The following is a 19,343-nucleotide window of genomic DNA, read 5'->3' on the forward strand; positions in this document are numbered from 1 at the left end:
TTGGTTTTTTTGGGGGCTTTTGCTGGCATCCGCGATTTGTTTTGCCTGCTTCACGCGTTGCCCCTGTGCGGGGCGGCACCTACTTTTCTTTGCCGCGGCAAAGAAAAGTAGGCAAAAGAAAGCCGCTGAACACCGCCAGTTCTTGCTCCCGCCTGAGGGCCCCCAACGGGTCCTCCGCTTCACACGGCAAGCTGCTATTCGATGCTCGTTGCCAGCGCTTTGAATGGACGCCTCACCCGCTTCACGCTCCCGCGTCGTTACATGCGCAACCACATCGCACACGTTCTATAGCGGCAAACTGTGTGTCTGCTATCGCGGCGTATGGGCTTCACTCCGGACTAAAAAACACGATCGGTGTCGTAGGAGCGCTGAGGTGTGAAGCACTGCGACCTACACACAGTTTGCCACCTGGGCGGCCGTAACCAATCGCTGCCGCTGGCTGCGCTACGGGTGATTGAAGTGGGTGAGCGCTTAGCCGAAGCGTTGGCAACGGACGTGGGTGCGCAAGTTGCCGTGTGAAGGAGAGGACCCGTTGGGGGCCCTCAGGCAGGGACAGGTGCTGGCGGTGTTAGCCCGCTTTCTTTGCTTACTTTCTTTGCGGCGGCAAAGAAAGTAAGTGCCGCCCCGCACAGGGGCAACGCCTGAAGCACGAAGGCAAATCGCGGATGCCAGCGAAAACACAAGCAACCCTAACCAGCGTCGCAAGACAACAACCCCATCCACGCGCTACGCGCAAAAAAACTACAACAAAGTCCTGACATGCCAAAGCTCAGGAAACAAAACCACATCCAGCATCTTGCGCAGATAAGGCGCACCAGCGGTCCCACCTGTACCTTGCTTGAACCCAATAATTCTCTCAACGGTGGTCACATGCCGAAACCGCCACTGCCGAAAGGCATCTTCGAGATCCACAAGCTCTTCGGCCATCTCATACAGTTCCCAATGCTGTGAAGGATTCCGATAAACCTCCAGCCAGGCGGCTTCAACTGAAGCATCGTGCTGCGTGGGCTGAGTCCAGTCCCGTTGCAAACGTGAAGCGCTAATTTCAAACCCACGCCGTGCCAGCAACCGAACCACTTCGTCATAAAAAGAAGGCGCCTCGAGTGCCGCCCGCACTTCGGCAAAAACCTCAGGATCATGCGCATGCGGCTTGAGCATCTGTTCATTCTTGTTTCCAAGCAAGAACTCCAGCTCACGATACTGATAAGACTGAAACCCCGAAGAACTCCCCAGCGAAGGCCGCATAGACGTGTACTCAGATGGCGTCATCGTCGACAACACATTCCACGCCTGCACGAGCTGCTCGAGTATTCGCGACACCCGCGCCAGCATCTTGAACGCCGGCGGCAATTCATCGCGATGCACCGCAGCCAGCGCCGCGCGCAATTCATACAGCGCGAGCTTCATCCACAATTCACTCGTCTGATGCTGAATGATGAACAGCATCTCGTTGTGATCCGGCGACAAAGGATGCTGCGCATGCAGGATCGATCCAAGCGACAGATAGTCGCCATAGCTCATCGACTTCGAGAAATCGAGCTGCGCGTTGTGCCAGCCTTCTGCGTTATCAGCAGCCATATGCGACGCGCTGCCATGCCCGAACGGGCAACCCTGCGCGGGCTTGTCTTCCATCATCTTCATATGATCGGTCATCGCGTGCTCCTCAGGTCACGGCGCCGCGTGCGGCAAATTCAGGCGCACGCCAGGTTTCGTGCGCGAGCACGTGGCGCAGATGCTCGACGGCATCCCACACATCGACGAAACGCGTGTACAGCGGCGTAAAGCCAAAGCGCAACACATGCGGCTCGCGATAATCGCCAATCACGCCGCGCGCGATCAGCGCCTGCATCACTTCATAACCATGCGGATGCTCGAAGCTCGCATGCGAGCCGCGTTGCCCGTGCTCGCGCGGCGTGACGAGCGTCAGCGGATATTCCTTGCAGCGCGTTTCGACCAGTTCGATAAACAGGTCCGTCAACGCAAGTGACTTTTTGCGGATCGTCTGCATCTCCGTTTGCAGGAATACGTCGAGCCCGCATTCGACCAGCGACATCGACACCATCGGCTGCGTGCCGCACAAAAAGCGGCCGATACCATCGTCGGCAGCGTAGGTCGGATCCATTGCGAACGGCGCGCGATGTCCCCACCAGCCCGACAGCGGCTGCTCGAAGTCGCTTTGATGACGATGCGGCACCCACGCGAACGCAGGCGAACCCGGACCGCCATTCAGATACTTGTACGTGCAACCCACGGCACAGTCCGCGCCGACGCCGTTCAGATCGACAGGCACGGCGCCCGCCGAGTGCGCGAGATCCCACAGCGCGAGCGCGCCGTTGTCGTGAATCAGCTTCGTCACGGCGGCCATGTCGTGCATGTAGCCCGTGCGGTAGTTGACGTGCGTGATCATTGCGACGGCGACATCGTCGGTGAGCGCGGCGGGCAGTTCGGACGGATCGTCGACGAGACGCAGTTCATAGCCGCGATCCAGCTGCCTGATCAGGCCTTGCGCGATGTAGAGATCGGTCGGGAAATTCGAGCGCTCCGACACGATCACGCGCCGCTTCGGGTCGCGTTTGTCCTGCATGCGCAGCGCAGCCGACAGCACCTTGAAGAGATTGATCGAGATCGTATCGGTGACGACGACTTCGTTGTGCGCCGCGCCGATCAGCGTCGCGAGCTTGTTGCCGAGACGCCGCGGCAGCGAGAACCAGCCGGCCGTATTCCAGCTGCGGATCAGCCCTTCGCCCCATTCGGCGCCGATGACGGTCTGTGCGCGCTGCGCAGCGGCCGCGGGCGGCACGCCGAGCGAGTTGCCGTCCAGATAGATGACGTCCGGCGCGAGCGCGAACTGGTTGCGCAGCGGCGCGAGCGGGTCGGCGGCGTCGAGTGCGAGGGCTTCTTCACGTTGATTCATGATGGTTCGTTCAGTCGAAAGAGCGTTCAGGCGGAATGTTGCTGCTTGCGGTTATTCGGGCAGCGCGCGGAGCACGGCGCGCACGGGGCTGGCGTCGAGCGTCGTGAGCCTGAGCGGCAACGCGATCAGCTCGTAGTCGCCGGGCGCGACGGCATCGAGCACGATGCCTTCGAGAATCGCCATGCGGTGCGCGCGGATACGGTGATGCGCGTCCATCGTCTTCGACTCCTGCGGATCGAGCGACGGCGTATCGATGCCGATCAGCTTCACGCCGTGCGCGGCGAGCAGATCGACGGTGTCGGGGGACACTGCGCAGAATTCGCTGTCCCACGCCGTCACGGGCGCGGTGCGGTAGGTGCGCAGCAGCACGCGCGGCGGCACGCCGTCGAGCGATGCCGCGACATGCTCCGGCATCACCAGCGGGCTCGCGCCGATGCAGTGGATCACGCGGCAGCGGCCCAGATAGACGTCGAGCGGCACCTGGCCGATTGCGGCGCCGTCGGCGTCGTAGTGGAGCGGCGCATCGGTGTGCGCGCCGGTGTGCGGCGAGATCGTCAGCCGCGCGACGTTGACGGGCGAACCCGCCTCCATTCTCCATACGCGCTCGATGCCGACGGGCGTATCGCCCGGCCAGACGGGCGTCGCCGTGTCGACGGCGGGCGTGATGTCCCAAAGTGTGTCCATGTCTCCCTGGCGTTGTCTGGCAGCTATCTAACGATGATAGGCGGCAACAGACGAAATGTGCTTGCTAAAAAAACTGTTTATTTCGTCGCCTTTGGAACATAATTTGAGGCAAACGGGAAAGGGAGACCGAAAATGAACGCGATCTCACTGGACGCCACCGATTGCCGTATCTTGACGGTGCTGCAGCACGAAGGACGAATCAGCAACCTGGATCTGGCGGAGCGCATCTCGCTTTCGCCGTCCGCCTGCCTGCGCCGGTTGCGGCTGCTCGAAGAGCAGGGCGTGATCGAGCGTTATCGCGCGTGTCTGAACCGCGAAGTGCTGGGTTTTGAACTGGAAGCGTTCGTGCAGGTGTCGATGCGCAACGACCAGGAGAACTGGCACGAGCGGTTTGCCGAAGCGCTACGCGACTGGCCGGAGGTGGTCGGCGCGTTTGTCGTCACAGGTGAGACTCATTATCTGCTGCGCGTGCTGGCTCACAATCTCAAGCATTATTCGGATTTTGTGCTCGGGCGGCTTTATAAGGCGCCTGGGGTGATGGATATCCGCTCTAATATCGTCCTGCAGACGCTGAAAGAAGATTCTGGTGTGCCTGTGGCGCTGGTGACGGGGTCTAAAGTGGTGCAGGCGCCGCCGGGGTGAGGGTTTGGTTTTGGTTTTGGTTTTGGTTTTGGTTTGTCTTGCGACGCTGGGTTTGGTTTGCTTTTGTTTTCGCTGGCATCCGCGTTTTGTTATCGGTGCTTCAGGCGTTGCCCCTGTGCGGGGCGGCACTTACTTTCTTTGCCGCCGCAAAGAAAGTAAGCAAAGAAAGCGGGCTAACACCGCCCGTTCTTGACCTCCGCCTGAGGGCCCCCAACGGGTCCTCCACTTCACACGGCGTTCCGCCATTCAATGCCCGTTGCCAGCACTTCGGCTGGGCGCCTCACCCACTTCAATCACCCGTAGCGCAGCCAGCGGCAGCGAATGATGACGGCCGCCCAGGTGGCAAACCGTGTGTAGGTCGCAGTGCTTCACACCTCAGCGCTCCTACGACACCGATCGTGTTTTTTAGTCCGGAGTGAAGCGCATACGTCGCGATAGCCGACACACAGTTTGCCGCTATAGAACGTGTGCGATGTGATTGCGCATGTGACGGCGTGGGAGCGTGAAACGGGTGAGGCGTCGTTTCAAGGCGCTGGCAACGGGCAACGAATGGCAGATTGCCGTTTGAAGCGGAGGACCCGTTGGGGGCCCTCAGGCGGGGACAAGAATTAGCGGTGTTCAGCGGCTTTCTTTTGCCTACTTTTCTTTGCCGCGGCAAAGAAAAGTAGGTGCCGCCCCGCACAGGGGCGACGCGTGAAGGGGTAAGTCATATCGCGGATGCCAGCGCAAAACCAAAACTAACCAAAACCAAAACCAAAACCAAAACCAAATCGAGCCGCCTCACCCGATCCGCTTCAACCCATGAAAATCCCCATTCTGAAACACGAGCGGTTCAACCTCTCCAAACTGCTCATGCACGCCACACCGCTCCACTTCACCAACAAAAATAACGTGGTCACCTTCATCGTACCGGCTACGGTTATGGCACTCGAACCAGGCGAGCGCGCCATCCAGCACAGGCATCCCCGTATCGCCCGCAGCATGCGACACACCTTCAAACCGGTCACCCTTGACGGTAGCAAAGCGTTTGCAAAGATCGAGCTGCGACGAAGCCAGCACATTGACGACATAATGACTGTTCGAGCGGAACACGGGCATCGACGCTGACCGCGTCGCGAGACTCCACAGCACGAGCGGCGGTGTCAGCGAGACGGAATTGAATGAACTGGCTGTGATCCCGATCAACGCGCCCGACGGCGCGCGTGTCGTAATGACGGTGACGCCCGTCGCGAACTGGCTGAGCGCGCGGCGAAAAGCGCCATTGTCGAAATTGGGCGGGTTGGCGGGCTTCATCGGCAGAGGCATTCCGGCGTACGGACCGCTTGATGAAGCGACCAGATGGAAAAAATCGGTTCGAAGGTCATGTAGAAATTCGGCGAATTGTCCCAATTTTAACTGCAATCGCAGAGGCCTTGGCGCGAGCACGCGGCTGGGCAAGGGCAGCAGCATGGTACGGTTGGTGCGTGCAGGCTGCATGAATCCCGAAAATGGCGGAGTATTGCGCCGGTCGGATGCGGTGAAGCATCGGTGTTCATAGTGACTGCGGCGAGTCCGCGCGTCTGCCGGGAAGGGCGGCGCGGCGAGCCAGATCAAGGAGCGAGCATGAGTCAGTCAGTCGAGACCGCCACGCTGGGCGGCGGGTGTTTCTGGTGTCTGGAAGCAGTGTTTCTGGGCGTCGATGGAGTGACGGCGGTGGAATCGGGGTACGCAGGCGGGCAGGTCGACAATCCGTCGTACGAGCAGGTGTGCGACGGCGACACGGGCCACGCGGAAGTCGTCAAGGTCGAATTCGATCCGGCGCGCATCAGCTACCGCGAGGTCCTCGATATTTTCTTCGCGATCCACGATCCGACGCAGCTTAACCGTCAGGGCAACGATGTCGGCACGCAATACCGGTCGGTGATTTTCACGCACTCGGACGCGCAGCGCGAAACGGCGCTGCAGGCCATCCGCCAGATCCAGGCCGAAGGCATTTATGACGGCCAGATCGTCACGCAGGTGCTGCCGCTCGACGGCAACTATTTCCCTGCCGAGGCGTATCACCAGAACTACTTCGCGCAGCATCCGGATCAGGGCTATTGCGCGTTCGTCGTCGCGCCGAAGGTGGCGAAGTTCCGGCAGAAGTTTGCGCACCGGATCAAGGCGGGCGCGTGAGCGCTTTATGATCCTCGCGTGCTGATGTAGCAAGCGCCAGCGCGGCGCAGGCCTTAAACGGCTTGCGCCGCGTTTTCTTTTGACGGCGCGCCGCGCAGCCGCTCGCACGCGGCCGCGATCTGCGCCGCGAGCTTCACGCAGGTCAGCGGCGCCGAGCCTTCGGCCTTGTTGTTGGCGGCGATCAGCACCGGCTGGCCGGCAATCGCGTAGCGCGCGGCGAGTTCGGCGAGCGCCTTGCGGGTGTCCGGGTCTTCATCGACGAGCTTGTCGAACGGTTCGTACTTCGCCTTCGCCTGCTCGTACTTGAAGCCGCCGTGCAGGCTCCAGCGCACGATCAGCGGTCCGCACGGCGCTTCGTCCAGCATCGCGAGCGCAGCGGCCTGGCGCGACGGATCGGGCATCCGTGCATGAATGCCGACGCAATAGCGCACGCCCGTCGCCTTCAGCGCGCGGATCAGGCGCGGCGTCAGCAGCGAAGCATCGCGGATTTCGACGGCGTAACAGGTGTCGCCTTCGAGCGGCGGCAGCGCTGACAGAAACGCCGTCAACCGGTCGACGAACAGCGCCGGCCGCGCGAGCATCTCGTTGGGCAGCGGCGAAAACTGGAACACGAGCGCGCCGGCTTTCGCCCCAAGCCCGTCGATGCACGGCCGCACGAATTCGTCGATCGCCAGCTGCGCGTTCAGAAAACACGGGTTTTCCGACACCGGTTCGCCGCGTTCGGCGCGCACGGTTGCATCGGTGACGAGCGCGGGCGCCTTCACGATGAAGCGAAAATGGTCGGGCACCTGCTGCGCGTAACGCAGATACTCGGTGAGCGTGAGCGGCTGGTAGAACGAACGGTCGATGCTCACCGTGCGCAGCAGCGGATGCGCGCCATAGGCGGTCAGACCTTCGCGCGAGAGCTTGCTGTTGCTGTAGTCGTCGCCGTAGACGATGCCTTTCCAGCCCGGAAACGACCATGTGGACGTGCCGAGATGCACTTGCGGCGGCAACTGGCCCGCGAGCTGGAGGATATCGTTGGAGGGCGGCGCGGCGAGGACGTCGCGGGTGCGGCGCTTTTTCGGCGGCGTCTCAGAAGACGCGGCGGCCGTTACGGGCGTTGCGGGGGGCGAAGCAGCGGGCGAGGAATCGACGGGATTGCCGAACATGTCGAACTGCACGGAGCCGTCTGCTTCTTCTTCCATCGAACCGTTACGAGAGAGCGTGCGCCGACGCTGATGAATCACGTCCGCTTCGCGTCGGCGCTCACGCGAGCGCCAGCCCGAAGCGGAATCCCGCTCGCGATTTTACAGCGCCTTCTCGTACATGAAGCGGCGCGACCACGGCAGCGTCGTCGCGCTGCGGCCGGCCTTGCGGCAAACCACCTGATAGATCGACACGTCGTCGTTCTCGAACGCGTACGCGCAGCCGGCGAGGTACACGCGCCAGATGCGGAATTTCTCGTCGTCGACGAGCTGTTTCGCTATTTCGGCTTTGGCCTCGAAGTTGTCGGCCCAGATGTCGAGCGTGCGCGCATAGTGACGGCGCAGGCTTTCGACATCGAAAGCTTCGAGCCCGCCGCGCTGCATCGATTCGAGCGCGAGGCCGATGTGCGGCAGTTCGCCGTCAGGGAACACGTATCGGTCGATGAACTCGCCGCCGCCAAGCGCCGTTTCGCCGCTGTCGTAATCCGTCGACGTGATGCCGTGATTCATCGCGATGCCGTCGTCGGTCAGCAAATCATGGATCTTCTGGAAGTAGCCGGGCAGATTCTTGCGGCCCACGTGCTCGAACATGCCGACGCTCGTGATGCGGTCGAACTGGCCCTGGACATCGCGATAATCCTGCAGCCGGATTTCGATCTGGCCTTCGAGACCCGCGTCCTTGACGCGCCGCGTCGCGAGATCGAACTGGTTCTGCGACAGCGTCACGCCCACGCACTTCGCGCCGAACTTCTGCGCCGCGCGCAGCACCAGCGCGCCCCAGCCGCAGCCGATATCGAGCAGACGCTGGCCCGGCTGGACCTGGATTTTCGTGAGAATGTGGTCGATCTTCTTGATCTGCGCGGTGGCGAGGTCTTCGTCGCCGTTCTCGAAGTACGCGCACGAGTACACCATGTTCTCGTCGAGCCACAGCTTGTAGAACTCGTTCGAGACGTCGTAGTGATACTGGACCGCCTTTTTGTCCGATGACTTCGAGTGATTGAAGTAGCGCCGCACCCGCGCGAGCTTGCTCGCGTTTGTCACCGTGCTACGCGCCAGCGAGTAGCTGATGTTGATGATGTCGGACAGCTTGCCTTCGATGTCGATCTTGCCCTTCACGTACGCCTCGCCGAGATTGTCGAGGCTCGGTTCGAGCAGGAGGGGCAGCGCGGACGCGCTGTTCACTTTCAACGTGACTGCCGGCGCCGCGAACGTGCCGAAGTCATGTTGCTGGCCATCCCACAGCACGAGGCGCGCTGGAATATTGGCCTTTGCTTTTACTTCTTCTACCCACTGCGCCAGCTTCTTCTCCCAGAACATGTGATTTCTCCGTGTCCAATGAATCAAAGCAAAGCCTGTCAAACCGCAGTGCGCCGTGCGCGAGCCGCCATAGGCCGCGCGTGCGGAGGTCCAGCCGCGCGCATGCGATCCTGCCAACCGCGCAACGCGTCATGCAATGTGAAGCAGGACGAACTGCGCGTCGGCGTGTACTTGTGTCAGGGCGAGAGACGGGCGATGGTCCAGTCGGCGCTGCCGCTGCGCGTATAGAGCAGCCGGTCGTGCAGACGGGAGGGCCGTCCTTGCCAGAATTCGATTGCGTCTGGGATCAGGCGATAGCCGCCCCAATGCGGAGGCCGGGGCGGATTTTCTCCGTATTGTGCGCTGAATTCACGTTCTCGCGCTTCCAAAGCGGCACGGCTTTCAATCACCTTGCTCTGCTCCGACGCCCATGCGCCGATGCGTGAGCCGACGGGACGCGAGGCGAAGTAGGCATCGCTCTCCGCGTCGCTCGTCTTGACGACGCTGCCCTCGATGCGCACCTGGCGCTCGAGTTCGATCCAGTAGAAGAGCAGGCTTGCGTGTGGGTTCTGCGCGAGCTCCTGGCCTTTGCGGCTTTCGTAGTTCGTGAAGAACATGAAGCCTCGCTCGTCGACACCCTTGATCAGCACGATGCGCGCCGAAGGCCGGCCGCGCGCGTCGACCGTCGCAAGCGTCATCGTGTTCGGTTCGGGGAGTTGTGCGTCGATGGCCTGCTTGAACCACACGTCGAATTGACGGAACGGGTTCGGGTCGGCGTCGGCGATATCCAGTGAACCGAGCGAATAGTTTTTGCGGAGGTCGGCAAGAGTGCTCATGTTTTTATGCAAGCGCTACAGTGGGGCCAGTATAGCGAAGGTCGAAAATCCACGTGTTGAAGCAGGACATTCCGGCGACGCAGATCAGATTACGCGTACTGCGCGCGGCGGGCGCTTGCCCGCGCGATCAGGCAAAATACGGGCTTGAAAGCATGCAGATGTCCGCAGGATATCGCGATGCTGCAGTCCGAATCAGTGAAGCTACCCATCATGTCCACGCCTCTCGTTACCGAGCATTCCGATATTACTACTGACCCTGGCGCGCATGAAGCCGCCGACCGCGCCCGGCGCTTCGGCGGCGTTGCCCGTCTTTACGGCGCTCCCGCTCTGGAGCGCTTCGAGCGCGCGCACGTCGCGGTGATCGGCATTGGCGGCGTCGGTTCGTGGGCGGCGGAAGCACTGGCGCGCACGGCAATCGGGCGAATCACGCTGATCGATCTCGACAACGTCGCCGAAAGCAATACGAACCGGCAGATCCACGCGCTCGACGGCAACTACGGCAAGCCGAAAGTCGACGCGATGGCCGAACGCATCAGGCTGATCGATCCGCAGTGCGACGTGCGCGTGATCGAAGATTTCATCGAGCCGGATAACTTCGACAAGGTTCTGGGCGGCGGTCATTTCGATTACGTGATCGATGCGATCGACAGCGTGCGTACGAAGACGGCGCTGATCGCGTGGTGCGTGGAGCACAAGCAGCCGCTGATCACCGTTGGCGGCGCGGGCGGGCAACTCGATCCGACGCGTATCCGCATCGACGATCTTGCTCAGACCATTCAGGACCCGCTGCTGTCGAAAGTGCGTGGCCAGTTGCGCAAGCAACATGGCTTTCCGCGCGGGCCGAAAGCGAAGTTCAAGGTGAGCGCGGTGTATTCGGACGAGCCGCTGATCTATCCGGAAGCCGCTGTTTGCGATATTGACGAGGAAGCCGAGCACGTCACCACGTCGCCGGGTCATCATGGTCCCGTGGGTTTGAACTGCGCGGGCTTTGGGTCGAGTGTGTGTGTAACGGCGAGCTTCGGTTTTGCGGCCGTGTCGCATGTGTTGCGGGCGTTGGCGAAGAGCGCGGGCTGATAGCCGGCTTGTGCATCAGATAAAAAAACGCGGCACATGGCCGCGTTTTTTATGGTCGAACGATTATCGAACGATAGCGCTCAGTTCAACGCCGCGCTCAGCTTGCGGCGCCATTTCGCCACGAGTTCCGGCTGATGCGCGGCGAGATCGAACACGGACAGCATCGTCTTGCGGCCGATATCTTCGCGGAACGTGCGGTCAAGCTGCACGATCGCGAGCAGATGCTCGAGCGCCGGATCGTATTTGCGCCGTGCGATCAGCGCGCTTGCCAGATCGAAGCGTGCTTCGAGATCCTCCGGGTTGCCGGCGACGCGCGCTTCGAGTGCATCCGTGGGCGGCAGCTCGGCGGCGGCGTCGACGGCATCGAGCCGCGTCTTGATCGCGTTGTAGCGTGCGTCGATGCCCTGCGTCGTTTTCGGCGACAGCAGATCGTTTTCGTTCTGCGCTTCCTCGATGCGGTTGTCTTCGAGCAGCAGTTCCATCAGATCGAGGCGTGCTTCGTCGAAGCCGGGATCGTAGGCGAGCGCGGCCTTCAGCGCGTTATACGCATCTTCGCGACGGCCTTCGGCGATCGCCATCGCAGCTTCCGCGCGCGACGCTTCCGCGCCGTCCGGCACGAGGCGGTCGAGGAACTGGCGCAACTGGCCTTCCGGCAGCACGCCGATGAACTGATCGACGGGCCGCCCGTCCGCGAATGCGACGACATGCGGAATGCTGCGCACCTGGAAGTGCGCGGCCAGTTCCTGGTTTTCGTCGACGTTCACCTTCACGAGGCGCCATTTGCCTTCGTACTCGGCTTCGAGCTTTTCGAGCATCGGGCCGAGCGTCTTGCACGGTCCGCACCACGGCGCCCAGAAGTCGACGAGTACGGGCGTGAGCATCGATGCGCTGATGACGTCCTTTTCGAAAGTGGCGAGAGTGGTGTCCATTGCTGTCTCTTCCTTGGATCGGTACGCGAGTTATATGGGGGCGGCGTGCGTGATTTCAACGCGGGCTTCAGCCGATGTCCGGGCCCGTCGCTGCGCCGCTCCCCGCGGATGCCCGCCAGTCTAGCGCGGCTTGCGCTCGGGCAGCGGGATCCATTCGGTTTCGCCGGGCACTTTGCCCATTTCCTGATTGGTCCAAGCGAGTTTCGCGGCCTCGATCTTCTCGCGCGAACTCGCGACGAAATTCCATTCGATGAAGCGCTCGCCGTCGAGTTTCTCTCCGCCGAGCAGCATCACGGTTGCGCCTTGCCCGCTGGCGAGCGTGACGGTTTCGCCCGGCGTCAGCACGGCCATCTGCGCGACTTCGAGCGGCTCGCCATCGATCGACAGATCTCCGTCGACGAGGTACACGCCGCGCTCTTCATGCTCCGGTTCGAGCGCGAGTACGCTGCCCGGCGCAAAATGCGCGGCTGCATAGAGCGTGCCCGAGTACGTGCGAGCCGGCGATGTCTTGCCGAACGACGTGCCCGCGATGATGCGCAGCGTGACGCCGTTGCGTTCGATCTCCGGCAGCGTCGCGCCCGCGTGATGTTCGAACGAGGGCTCGGTGTCCTCGTCGGCGAGCGGCAGCGCGACCCACGTCTGGATGCCGTGCACCGTCGAGCCGTTGGTGCGCTCGGGTTCCGGCGTGCGTTCCGAGTGAACGATGCCGCGGCCGGCAGTCATCCAGTTGACGTCGCCGGGGACGATTTTCTGTTCCGAGCCGAGGCTGTCGCGATGCATGATCGCGCCTTCGAACAGATAGGTGACGGTGGCGAGGCCGATATGCGGATGCGGGCGCACGTCGAGCCCGATACCGGCGGGCAGCGTAGCGGGGCCCATGTGATCGAAAAAGATGAACGGGCCGACGAGACGCGCGGCCATTGCGGGCAACACGCGCCGCACGGCCAGGTTGCCGATATCGCGGACGTGGGGCTTGAGAACCGCTTTGATCGATGAGGACATGACGGGCTCGGTTGTGGGGACAGGACAGGTCATTCTACTGCCCGGCCCGGTTGCATGCGTCTGAAGGCGCGGGAGATGGAAAGACTTGCGCGATGCAAGGCGGGCGATGCGTATGCTGCCACTCCGCTACACTCTCCTGCTCGGATACCAATAAATCAACGGAGTGCAGATGTCACCGAAAGACCTGCTGCTGGCGCTGGTCGTCGTGGTTGCGTGGGGTGTGAACTTTGTCGTGATCAAGGTTGGCCTGCATGGCGTGCCGCCGATGCTGCTGGGTGCATTGCGCTTCATGCTGGCGGCGTTTCCCGCTGTGTTCTTCATCAAGCGGCCGCAGATGCCGTGGCGCTGGCTGATTGCTTATGGCGCGACCATCTCGCTTGGGCAGTTCGCGTTTCTTTTTTCCGCGATGTATGTCGGCATGCCGGCGGGGCTGGCTTCATTGGTACTGCAGGCGCAGGCTTTCTTTACGCTGGGCTTTGCGGCGCTGTTTCTGCATGAACGCTTTCGTGCGCAAAACGTGCTGGGTCTTGTGATTGCTGCTATCGGACTTGCTGTGATCGGCATGCAGGGCGGGGCTGCGATGACGCTTGCCGGGTTCATTCTCACGCTGTGCGCGGCCGTGATGTGGGCGCTTGGCAATATCGTCACGAAGAAGGTCGGCAAGGTCGATCTGGTTGGGCTCGTCGTGTGGGGCAGTCTGATTCCGCCTGTGCCGTTTTTTGTTTTGTCGTATGTGTTCGAAGGGCCGCAGCGGATAGAGGCGGCGCTGACCGGGATTGGTGCGACTTCCGTGTTCGCGATCGTTTATCTGGCGTTTGTTGCTACGCTGGTTGGGTATGGGTTGTGGAGCAGGTTGTTGTCGCGGTATCCCGCGGGGCAGGTTGCGCCGTTTTCCTTGCTCGTGCCGATTGTTGGGCTTGCTTCTGCTTCGGTTTTTTTGGGCGAGTCTTTGTCTGCGGTGCAGATTGCTGGCGCTGCGCTCGTTATGGTTGGGCTTGTTGTTAATGTTTTTGGTGCGTGGGTGGTGGAGAGGTTCTCTCTCGCGAGGTGATGGTGGTTTTTGTCTGCGACGCTGATTGGTATGCATGGCTTTGCGCTGGCATCCGCGTGATGTTATTGGTTTATTAGCGTTGCCCCTGTGCGGGGCAGCACCTACTTTTCTTTGCCGCGGCAAAGAAAAGTAGGCAAAAGAAAGCCGCTGAACACCGCCAGTTCTTGTCTCTGCCTGAGGGCCCCCTACGGGTCTTCCGCTTCACACGGCGTCCTGCCTTTTAATGCCCGTTGCCAGCGCTCTTATTGAGTGCCTCACCCGCTTCATGCTCCTGCGTCACTGCACGCGTTGTCGAATTGGGCACGTTCTATCGCGGCAAACGGTGTGTAGGCTTTCGCGACGTATGCGCTTCACTCCGGACTGAAAAGCACGATCGGTGTCGTAGAAGCGCCGAGGTGTGAAGCACTACGACCTACACACAGTTTGCCACCTGGGCGGCGGTAACCATTCGCTGCCGCTGGCTGCGCTACGGGTGATTGGAGTGGGTGAGGCGCCTGTTCGAGGCGCTGGCAACGGGCAGTGAATGGCAGAACCCCGTGTGAAGCGGAGGAACTGTGGGGGGCCCTCAGGCTGTGGTCGAGAGCGGGCGGTGTTAGCCCGCTTTCTTTGCTTACTTTCTTTGCGGCGGCAAAGAAAGTAAGTGCCGCCCCGCACAGGGGCAACCCAGGCAGACCAAAAACAATTCGCGGATGCCAGCGAAAACAAAAGCAAACCAAACCCAGCATCGCAATACAAAAAACAACCCTTATGTCATCCGATTCTTAGCCAACGGCGGATTAGCCGCAAAATACCGCTTAATGCCGCTCATAATCGCATTAGCCATCTTATCGCGGTACGCATCATCATTAAGCCGCCGCTCCTCATCCGGATTACTGATAAACGCAGTCTCAACGAGAATAGAAGGAATATCAGGCGCCTTGAGCACAGCAAACCCGGCCTGCTCGACAGAGCCCTTATGCAGCCTGTTGATGCCACCAATCTCCTTCAGCACGAAAGTCCCATACCGCATCGAATCGCGAATCTGCGCCGTCGTCGACATATCGAACAAAGCGCGGTTAACACTCGCATCGGCGGACTTGATATTGATCCCGCCAATCTGATCCGACGAGTTCTCCTTGTTCGCCATCCACCGCGCAGCCGCGCTCGAAGCGCCATGCTCGGACAATGCAAACACCGACGATCCACTCGCCTCAGGCGTAGTGAACGCATCAGCGTGGATAGAAACAAACAGATCGGCACCCACGCGCCGAGCCTTCTGCACGCGCACATTCAGCGGCACGAAGAAGTCGGCATCACGCGTCATCATGGCGCGCATATTCGGCTGCGCATCGATCTTCGCGCGCAGTTTCTTCGCGATGTCGAGCGCCACATGCTTCTCGTACGTGCCGCTGCCGCCGATCGCGCCCGGGTCCTCGCCGCCATGCCCCGGATCGATCGCGACCGTCAGCAGGCGCACCGTGTTGCCGCCTTTCTTCGGGTTGGTGAACTTGTAGGCGTCGTCGCCGTTGTCGTTGTCGCCGTCCGCATCGTTGTCGTTGTTGCGCGCGATGACAGGCGGCGCGGGCGTTGGCGTCGGCTTCGACGACGGTGCGTGCGGCGTCGGCGTCGGCGCGATATGCACAGGCGGACGCGGCACAGGCGCACCCGACGACGGCGCGCCGTTCTGCGCATACTTCTCGAAGAACGCGTCGCTGTTGTCGCCCGGCGGCGTGGTCGGCCCGCTCAGCGTCGCAGCGGGCGGCGCGGCGTTTTCGTTCAGCTGCTGTTGCTTGCGTTCGCTCTGCGCGAGCAGATCCATCAGCGGATCGGGCGCGACGGCGGGATACAGATCGAACACCAGCCGATACTTGTACGAGCCGACAGGCGTCAGCGTGAATACCTGCGGCTTCACCGAACCCTTCAGGTCGAACACCATCCGCACGACATGCGGCTGATACTGCCCGACACGCACGGATTGAATCTGCGGGTCGTTCGGCGCGATCTTCGAGACGAGATCCTTCAGCGCCTGGTCGAGATCGAGACCGTTCAGGTCGACCACCAGACGGTCGGGGCCTTGCAGCAACTGCTGCGTGTTCTGCAGTGGCTGGTCGGACTCGATGGTCACGCGCGTGTAATCGCGCGCAGGCCACACGCGCACGCCGAGCACCGACTGCGCAAACGCGAGGCGAGGGCCAGCGAGCCCGAGAACGAGCGTGGAAGCGCCCGCGCGAAGAATCTGCCGGCGACGCCAGTTATGCGTCGCGGTGGCCGCCGATTCGATCGAGCGGAACGGTTTGATCAACATCTTTCGAGACATGCCTTTCCTGGTTCGCTATACGCCCGGGCGATCAGCATGCGGCCATCGCCGTCGACGTCGAGCGAGAAAACGAGATCCGGCACTCCCAGCAGACTGCCCGCGCGCTGCGGCCATTCGACAAGGCAGATTGCGCCGCTGTCGAAATACTCGCGAAAGCCTGCATCGGCCCATTCGGCCGGATCGTTGAAACGGTAGAGATCGAAGTGATACAGCTCAAGTTCCCCATCCGGTCTTTCGACCGCATAAGGTTCGACGAGTGTGTAGGTCGGGCTGCGCACGCGCCCCGTATGTCCGAGCGCGCGCAGGGTGGCGCGCACGAGCGTCGTCTTGCCGGCGCCGAGGTCGCCGTGGAGCTGTACCTGGAGCCCGTCGAATGTACGCGGGCCTGTTGAGGCGGCTTCGACACGCACGCTGTCGATCGCATGCGCGAAGCGTTCGCCGAATGCCGTGGTCGCGGCCTCGTCCGCGAGCGCGAACTGGCGCTCCAGCAGGACAGGGGCAGAAGGTCGATTCGCGGGACCGGTGTGATCGGGCATTCTCGTAAAATGGCGTAATGAACCAAGGCAAGCAGCATCCCGTGTCTGATCCACGTCGAGACCCACATCGCGATCCCCATGCGCCGCCCGAAGCAGCGACGCATGATGAAGCACGCATTGCGCATCACCATGATGAAGCGCAACTGGCTGCGCTTGCTTCGCGTATCAGAGACTGGGCACGCGAACTGGGCTTCGGCGCGGTGGGCATCAGCGACATCGATCTGTCGCACGCCGAAGCGGGGCTTGCCGCCTGGCTCGACGCGGGTTGCCACGGCGAGATGGATTATATGGCCAAACATGGGATGAAACGTGCGCGGCCCGCCGAGCTTGTGGCCGGCACGCGACGCGTGATCTCGGTGCGCATGGCCTATTTGCCGGCCTCGCTGGACATGCGAAAGGGCGATGAAAGTGCCGCCGCCGACGTTCAACACGACTGGCGGCTCGAAGAACGGCTGCGTCTCGAAGACCCGACAGCCGCCGTCGTCTCGATCTACGCGCGTGGCCGCGACTATCACAAGGTGATGCGCAACCGCCTGCAGCAACTGGCCGGGCGGATCGAAGCCGAGATCGGCCCGTATGGCTACCGCGTGTTCACCGACTCCGCGCCTGTGCTCGAAGTCGAGCTTGCCCAGAAGGCGGGCACGGGCTGGCGCGGCAAGCACACGCTGCTGTTGCAACGGGACGCGGGCTCGCTGTTTTTCCTCGGTGAAATCTTCGTCGATCTGCCTCTGCCAACGGACGCCGAAACCTCGCCCGAACGCGCGCCCGAAACGCCCGGCGCACATTGCGGCAGTTGCACGCGCTGCATCGGCGCCTGTCCGACGGATGCCATCGTCGCGCCGTATCAGGTCGACGCGCGGCGCTGCATCTCCTATCTGACCATCGAACTGAAGGGCAGTATTCCCCAGGACTTGCGGCCGCTGATCGGCAATCGTGTGTATGGCTGCGACGACTGCCAGCTCGCGTGTCCGTGGAACAAGTTCGCGCAGGCCGCGCCCGTCGCCGATTTCGACGTGCGTCATGGGCTGGATCGCGCGTCGCTGGTCGAGCTGTTCGGCTGGAGCGCAGAAGATTTCGACACGCGCATGCAAGGCAGCGCAATCCGCCGGATCGGCTACGAATGCTGGCTGCGCAATCTCGCCGTGGGCATGGGCAACGCGCTGCGCGCCGCGCGCGATACGTTGTCCGCGGAGGCGCGCGCGGCAATCGTCGATGCGTTGCGCCAGCGTGCCGACGATCCATCGCCGCTCGTGCGCGAGCATGTCGAGTGGGCGCTCGAAGCAGCATGAACGCGGCCTGAGCGTGCGGATCGAATGAGAGGAGTGAGCACATCATGTTCAACGCAGTGATCGACGCACCGTTCGGCAAGATCGGCGTGCGGCTCGAAGGCGAGACCGTGCGCGAGATCGTCTATCTGCCCGATTCGGTGGCCAACGTCGAGCCGGATTCACCGCTTGCGAAAGAGGCCGTCGAGCAGATCGAGCATTATCTGCAGCAGGCCTCCGCGAGCTTCGATCTGCCGCTCGCCGATGTCGGCACGCCGTTCCAGCGGCGCGTCTGGAAAGCGATCTGCGAGATTCCGCCCGGCGTCGTGCTGACCTACGGGCAACTGGCCAAGCAGATCGGCAGCGTGCCGCGCGCCGTCGGCCAGGCGTGCGGGTCGAACTTTTTTCCGATCGTGATTCCGTGCCATCGCGTGGTCGGCGCGGCGGGCATCGGCGGCTTTGCGCATACGGGCGGCGACGGCTACTATCGCAACGTCAAACGCTGGCTACTCAAACACGAGGGCGTACCCTACGCATGACTGATGTGCTGACCGAAGACGCGCAGCCCGCGTCGCCTTTGCTGCTGACGAGCGGCGCGTCGATCGACGCCTTTTGCGACGCGCTGTGGCTCGAGCATGGCCTCGCGCGCAATACGCTCGACGCGTATCGGCGCGATCTGCGGCTCTTCTGCGAATGGCTCGCGAGCGCGCGCAATGCCTCACTCGATACGGCAAGCGAAGCCGATCTGAACGCCTATAGCGTTGTGCGTTCGACCGATAAATCGACCTCGGCGAACCGGCGTCTATCGGTGTTTCGGCGGTATTACGCGTGGGCCGTGCGCGAGCATCGGGCGTCGGCGGATCCGACTTTACGCATCCGCTCGGCCAAACAGCCGCCGCGTTTTCCGTCGACGCTGACAGAAGCGCAAGTCGAAGCCCTGCTCGGCGCACCCGACGTAACGACGCCTTTAGGCCTGCGCGATCGCACGATGCTCGAACTGATGTACGCGAGCGGCTTGCGCGTGAGCGAACTGGTGACGCTGAAAACGGTGGAAGTGGGCCTGAACGAAGGCGTCGTGCGCGTGATGGGCAAGGGTTCGAAAGAGCGGCTGATTCCGTTCGGCGAAGAGGCGCACGGCTGGATCGAACGCTATCTGCGCGAGGCGCGTCCGGCGCTGCTCGGCCAGCGCGGCGCCGATGCGCTGTTCGTCACCGCGCGCGCCGAAGGCATGACGCGCCAGCAGTTCTGGAACATCATCAAGCGCCACGCGATGACCGCGCATGTGCACGCGCCGCTGTCGCCTCACACGCTGCGCCACGCGTTCGCAACGCATCTGCTCAATCACGGCGCGGACCTGCGCGTGGTGCAACTGCTGCTCGGCCATACCGATATCTCGACCACGCAGATCTACACGCACGTCGCGCGCGAGCGGCTGAGGACGCTGCACGCGGCGCATCACCCCCGGGGCTGATCTTCT

Annotated in this window: 18 protein-coding genes; 7 read left to right on the top strand and 11 right to left on the bottom strand. The window is 62.1% G+C overall.

Annotated elements, in window-relative coordinates:
• Positions 1–741: 741 nt before the first annotated feature.
• The 3 genes from kynA to kynB are packed head-to-tail and all read right to left on the bottom strand — an operon-like array spanning position 742 to position 3,598.
• On the bottom strand, positions 742–1,653 hold the full coding sequence (kynA, locus tag G3O01_RS06135; RefSeq protein WP_205803627.1) for a tryptophan 2,3-dioxygenase: 912 nt from the start codon (positions 1,651–1,653) through the stop codon (positions 742–744).
• Positions 1,654–1,663: 10 nt separating this feature from the next.
• A complete protein-coding gene (kynU, locus tag G3O01_RS06140) occupies positions 1,664–2,914 on the bottom strand; it encodes a kynureninase (RefSeq protein WP_205803628.1) in 1,251 nt (416 codons plus the stop codon).
• Positions 2,915–2,965: 51 nt separating this feature from the next.
• Positions 2,966–3,598, bottom strand: coding sequence for an arylformamidase (gene kynB, locus G3O01_RS06145; protein ID WP_205803629.1), 633 nt, complete (start codon positions 3,596–3,598; stop codon positions 2,966–2,968).
• A 132-nt stretch (positions 3,599–3,730) separates the two neighbouring features.
• On the opposite strand from kynB, the gene G3O01_RS06150 reads away from it, so the two are divergent.
• A complete protein-coding gene (locus G3O01_RS06150) occupies positions 3,731–4,240 on the top strand; it encodes an Lrp/AsnC family transcriptional regulator (protein WP_205803630.1) in 510 nt (169 codons plus the stop codon).
• 780 nt (positions 4,241–5,020) lie between these two features.
• Here G3O01_RS06150 and G3O01_RS06155 read toward each other — a convergent pair.
• Positions 5,021–5,533: a flavin reductase family protein gene (locus G3O01_RS06155; protein ID WP_205803721.1), complete on the bottom strand. Its 513-nt coding sequence runs from the start codon at positions 5,531–5,533 to the stop codon at positions 5,021–5,023.
• Between the two features lie 309 nt (positions 5,534–5,842).
• On the opposite strand from G3O01_RS06155, the gene msrA reads away from it, so the two are divergent.
• On the top strand, positions 5,843–6,394 hold the full coding sequence (gene msrA / locus G3O01_RS06160; protein ID WP_205803631.1) for a peptide-methionine (S)-S-oxide reductase MsrA: 552 nt from the start codon (positions 5,843–5,845) through the stop codon (positions 6,392–6,394).
• Positions 6,395–6,447: 53 nt separating this feature from the next.
• Here the strand turns inward: msrA and G3O01_RS06165 are convergent, their stop codons facing one another.
• The 3 genes from G3O01_RS06165 to pdxH all read right to left on the bottom strand — a co-directional run bounded on the left by G3O01_RS06165 (position 6,448) and on the right by pdxH (position 9,713).
• Positions 6,448–7,581, bottom strand: a complete 1,134-nt coding sequence (locus G3O01_RS06165) for a DUF72 domain-containing protein (protein WP_205803722.1) — start codon at positions 7,579–7,581, stop codon at positions 6,448–6,450.
• Between the two features lie 102 nt (positions 7,582–7,683).
• Complete coding sequence (locus G3O01_RS06170; protein ID WP_205803632.1) at positions 7,684–8,898, bottom strand: cyclopropane-fatty-acyl-phospholipid synthase family protein; 1,215 nt, start codon at positions 8,896–8,898, stop codon at positions 7,684–7,686.
• A 176-nt stretch (positions 8,899–9,074) separates the two neighbouring features.
• Positions 9,075–9,713 carry a pyridoxamine 5'-phosphate oxidase gene (pdxH, locus tag G3O01_RS06175; protein WP_205803633.1) on the bottom strand — a complete coding sequence of 213 codons (639 nt, stop codon included), beginning with the start codon at positions 9,711–9,713 and terminating at the stop codon, positions 9,075–9,077.
• A 210-nt stretch (positions 9,714–9,923) separates the two neighbouring features.
• Between pdxH and tcdA the strand changes: the two genes are divergently transcribed.
• Positions 9,924–10,787 (top strand): tRNA cyclic N6-threonylcarbamoyladenosine(37) synthase TcdA, encoded by an 864-nt coding sequence (gene tcdA / locus G3O01_RS06180; RefSeq protein ID WP_205803634.1) that lies wholly within the window; start codon positions 9,924–9,926, stop codon positions 10,785–10,787.
• Positions 10,788–10,867: 80 nt separating this feature from the next.
• Here tcdA and trxA read toward each other — a convergent pair whose 3' ends face one another.
• Together trxA and G3O01_RS06190 are read right to left on the bottom strand one after the other, a co-directional pair.
• Positions 10,868–11,716 carry a thioredoxin gene (trxA, locus tag G3O01_RS06185; RefSeq protein WP_205803635.1) on the bottom strand — a complete coding sequence of 283 codons (849 nt, stop codon included), beginning with the start codon at positions 11,714–11,716 and terminating at the stop codon, positions 10,868–10,870.
• Positions 11,717–11,836: 120 nt separating this feature from the next.
• On the bottom strand, positions 11,837–12,718 hold the full coding sequence (locus G3O01_RS06190) for a pirin family protein (RefSeq protein WP_205803636.1): 882 nt from the start codon (positions 12,716–12,718) through the stop codon (positions 11,837–11,839).
• A gap of 169 nt (positions 12,719–12,887) precedes the next feature.
• Between G3O01_RS06190 and G3O01_RS06195 the strand changes: the two genes are divergently transcribed.
• Positions 12,888–13,769: an EamA family transporter gene (locus G3O01_RS06195; RefSeq protein ID WP_205803637.1), complete on the top strand. Its 882-nt coding sequence runs from the start codon at positions 12,888–12,890 to the stop codon at positions 13,767–13,769.
• 745 nt (positions 13,770–14,514) lie between these two features.
• Here the strand turns inward: G3O01_RS06195 and G3O01_RS06200 are convergent.
• Together G3O01_RS06200 and tsaE are read right to left on the bottom strand one after the other, a co-directional pair.
• Entirely contained in the window at positions 14,515–16,065 is a 1,551-nt protein-coding gene (locus tag G3O01_RS06200; RefSeq protein WP_205803638.1) for an N-acetylmuramoyl-L-alanine amidase, read from the bottom strand.
• Positions 16,047–16,601, bottom strand: coding sequence for a tRNA (adenosine(37)-N6)-threonylcarbamoyltransferase complex ATPase subunit type 1 TsaE (gene tsaE / locus G3O01_RS06205; protein WP_205803639.1), 555 nt, complete (start codon positions 16,599–16,601; stop codon positions 16,047–16,049). The genes G3O01_RS06200 and tsaE overlap by 19 nt, the downstream gene beginning before the upstream one ends.
• A 17-nt stretch (positions 16,602–16,618) precedes the next feature.
• Between tsaE and queG the strand changes: the two genes are divergently transcribed.
• From queG to xerD, 3 genes are read left to right on the top strand one after another with little or no spacing between them, the layout of a single operon-like run.
• Complete coding sequence (gene queG / locus G3O01_RS06210) at positions 16,619–17,890, top strand: tRNA epoxyqueuosine(34) reductase QueG (RefSeq protein ID WP_205803640.1); 1,272 nt, start codon at positions 16,619–16,621, stop codon at positions 17,888–17,890.
• A gap of 44 nt (positions 17,891–17,934) precedes the next feature.
• Positions 17,935–18,405, top strand: coding sequence for a methylated-DNA--[protein]-cysteine S-methyltransferase (locus tag G3O01_RS06215; RefSeq protein WP_205803641.1), 471 nt, complete (start codon positions 17,935–17,937; stop codon positions 18,403–18,405).
• Complete coding sequence (gene xerD / locus G3O01_RS06220) at positions 18,402–19,337, top strand: site-specific tyrosine recombinase XerD (protein WP_205803642.1); 936 nt, start codon at positions 18,402–18,404, stop codon at positions 19,335–19,337. Before G3O01_RS06215 ends, xerD begins: the two co-directional genes overlap by 4 nt.
• Positions 19,338–19,343: the final 6 nt, after the last annotated feature.

This window comes from Burkholderia sp. Ac-20365, assembly GCF_017104715.1.
Classification (GTDB): Bacteria; Pseudomonadota; Gammaproteobacteria; order Burkholderiales; family Burkholderiaceae; genus Paraburkholderia.

Bases quoted from the DNA above. Each gene is read 5' to 3' on its own strand.
- kynA (WP_205803627.1), bottom strand. From the start codon at position 1,653: ATGACCGATCATATGAAGATGATGGAAGACAAGCCCGCGCAGGGTTGC.
- kynU (WP_205803628.1), bottom strand. From the start codon at position 2,914: ATGAATCAACGTGAAGAAGCCCTCGCACTCGACGCCGCCGACCCGCTC.
- kynB (WP_205803629.1), bottom strand. From the start codon at position 3,598: ATGGACACACTTTGGGACATCACGCCCGCCGTCGACACGGCGACGCCC.
- G3O01_RS06150 (WP_205803630.1), top strand. From the start codon at position 3,731: ATGAACGCGATCTCACTGGACGCCACCGATTGCCGTATCTTGACGGTG.
- G3O01_RS06155 (WP_205803721.1), bottom strand. From the start codon at position 5,533: ATGAAGCCCGCCAACCCGCCCAATTTCGACAATGGCGCTTTTCGCCGC.
- msrA (WP_205803631.1), top strand. From the start codon at position 5,843: ATGAGTCAGTCAGTCGAGACCGCCACGCTGGGCGGCGGGTGTTTCTGG.
- G3O01_RS06165 (WP_205803722.1), bottom strand. From the start codon at position 7,581: ATGGAAGAAGAAGCAGACGGCTCCGTGCAGTTCGACATGTTCGGCAAT.
- G3O01_RS06170 (WP_205803632.1), bottom strand. From the start codon at position 8,898: ATGTTCTGGGAGAAGAAGCTGGCGCAGTGGGTAGAAGAAGTAAAAGCA.
- pdxH (WP_205803633.1), bottom strand. From the start codon at position 9,713: ATGAGCACTCTTGCCGACCTCCGCAAAAACTATTCGCTCGGTTCACTG.
- tcdA (WP_205803634.1), top strand. From the start codon at position 9,924: ATGTCCACGCCTCTCGTTACCGAGCATTCCGATATTACTACTGACCCT.
- trxA (WP_205803635.1), bottom strand. From the start codon at position 11,716: ATGGACACCACTCTCGCCACTTTCGAAAAGGACGTCATCAGCGCATCG.
- G3O01_RS06190 (WP_205803636.1), bottom strand. From the start codon at position 12,718: ATGTCCTCATCGATCAAAGCGGTTCTCAAGCCCCACGTCCGCGATATC.
- G3O01_RS06195 (WP_205803637.1), top strand. From the start codon at position 12,888: ATGTCACCGAAAGACCTGCTGCTGGCGCTGGTCGTCGTGGTTGCGTGG.
- G3O01_RS06200 (WP_205803638.1), bottom strand. From the start codon at position 16,065: ATGTCTCGAAAGATGTTGATCAAACCGTTCCGCTCGATCGAATCGGCG.
- tsaE (WP_205803639.1), bottom strand. From the start codon at position 16,601: ATGCCCGATCACACCGGTCCCGCGAATCGACCTTCTGCCCCTGTCCTG.
- queG (WP_205803640.1), top strand. From the start codon at position 16,619: ATGAACCAAGGCAAGCAGCATCCCGTGTCTGATCCACGTCGAGACCCA.
- G3O01_RS06215 (WP_205803641.1), top strand. From the start codon at position 17,935: ATGTTCAACGCAGTGATCGACGCACCGTTCGGCAAGATCGGCGTGCGG.
- xerD (WP_205803642.1), top strand. From the start codon at position 18,402: ATGACTGATGTGCTGACCGAAGACGCGCAGCCCGCGTCGCCTTTGCTG.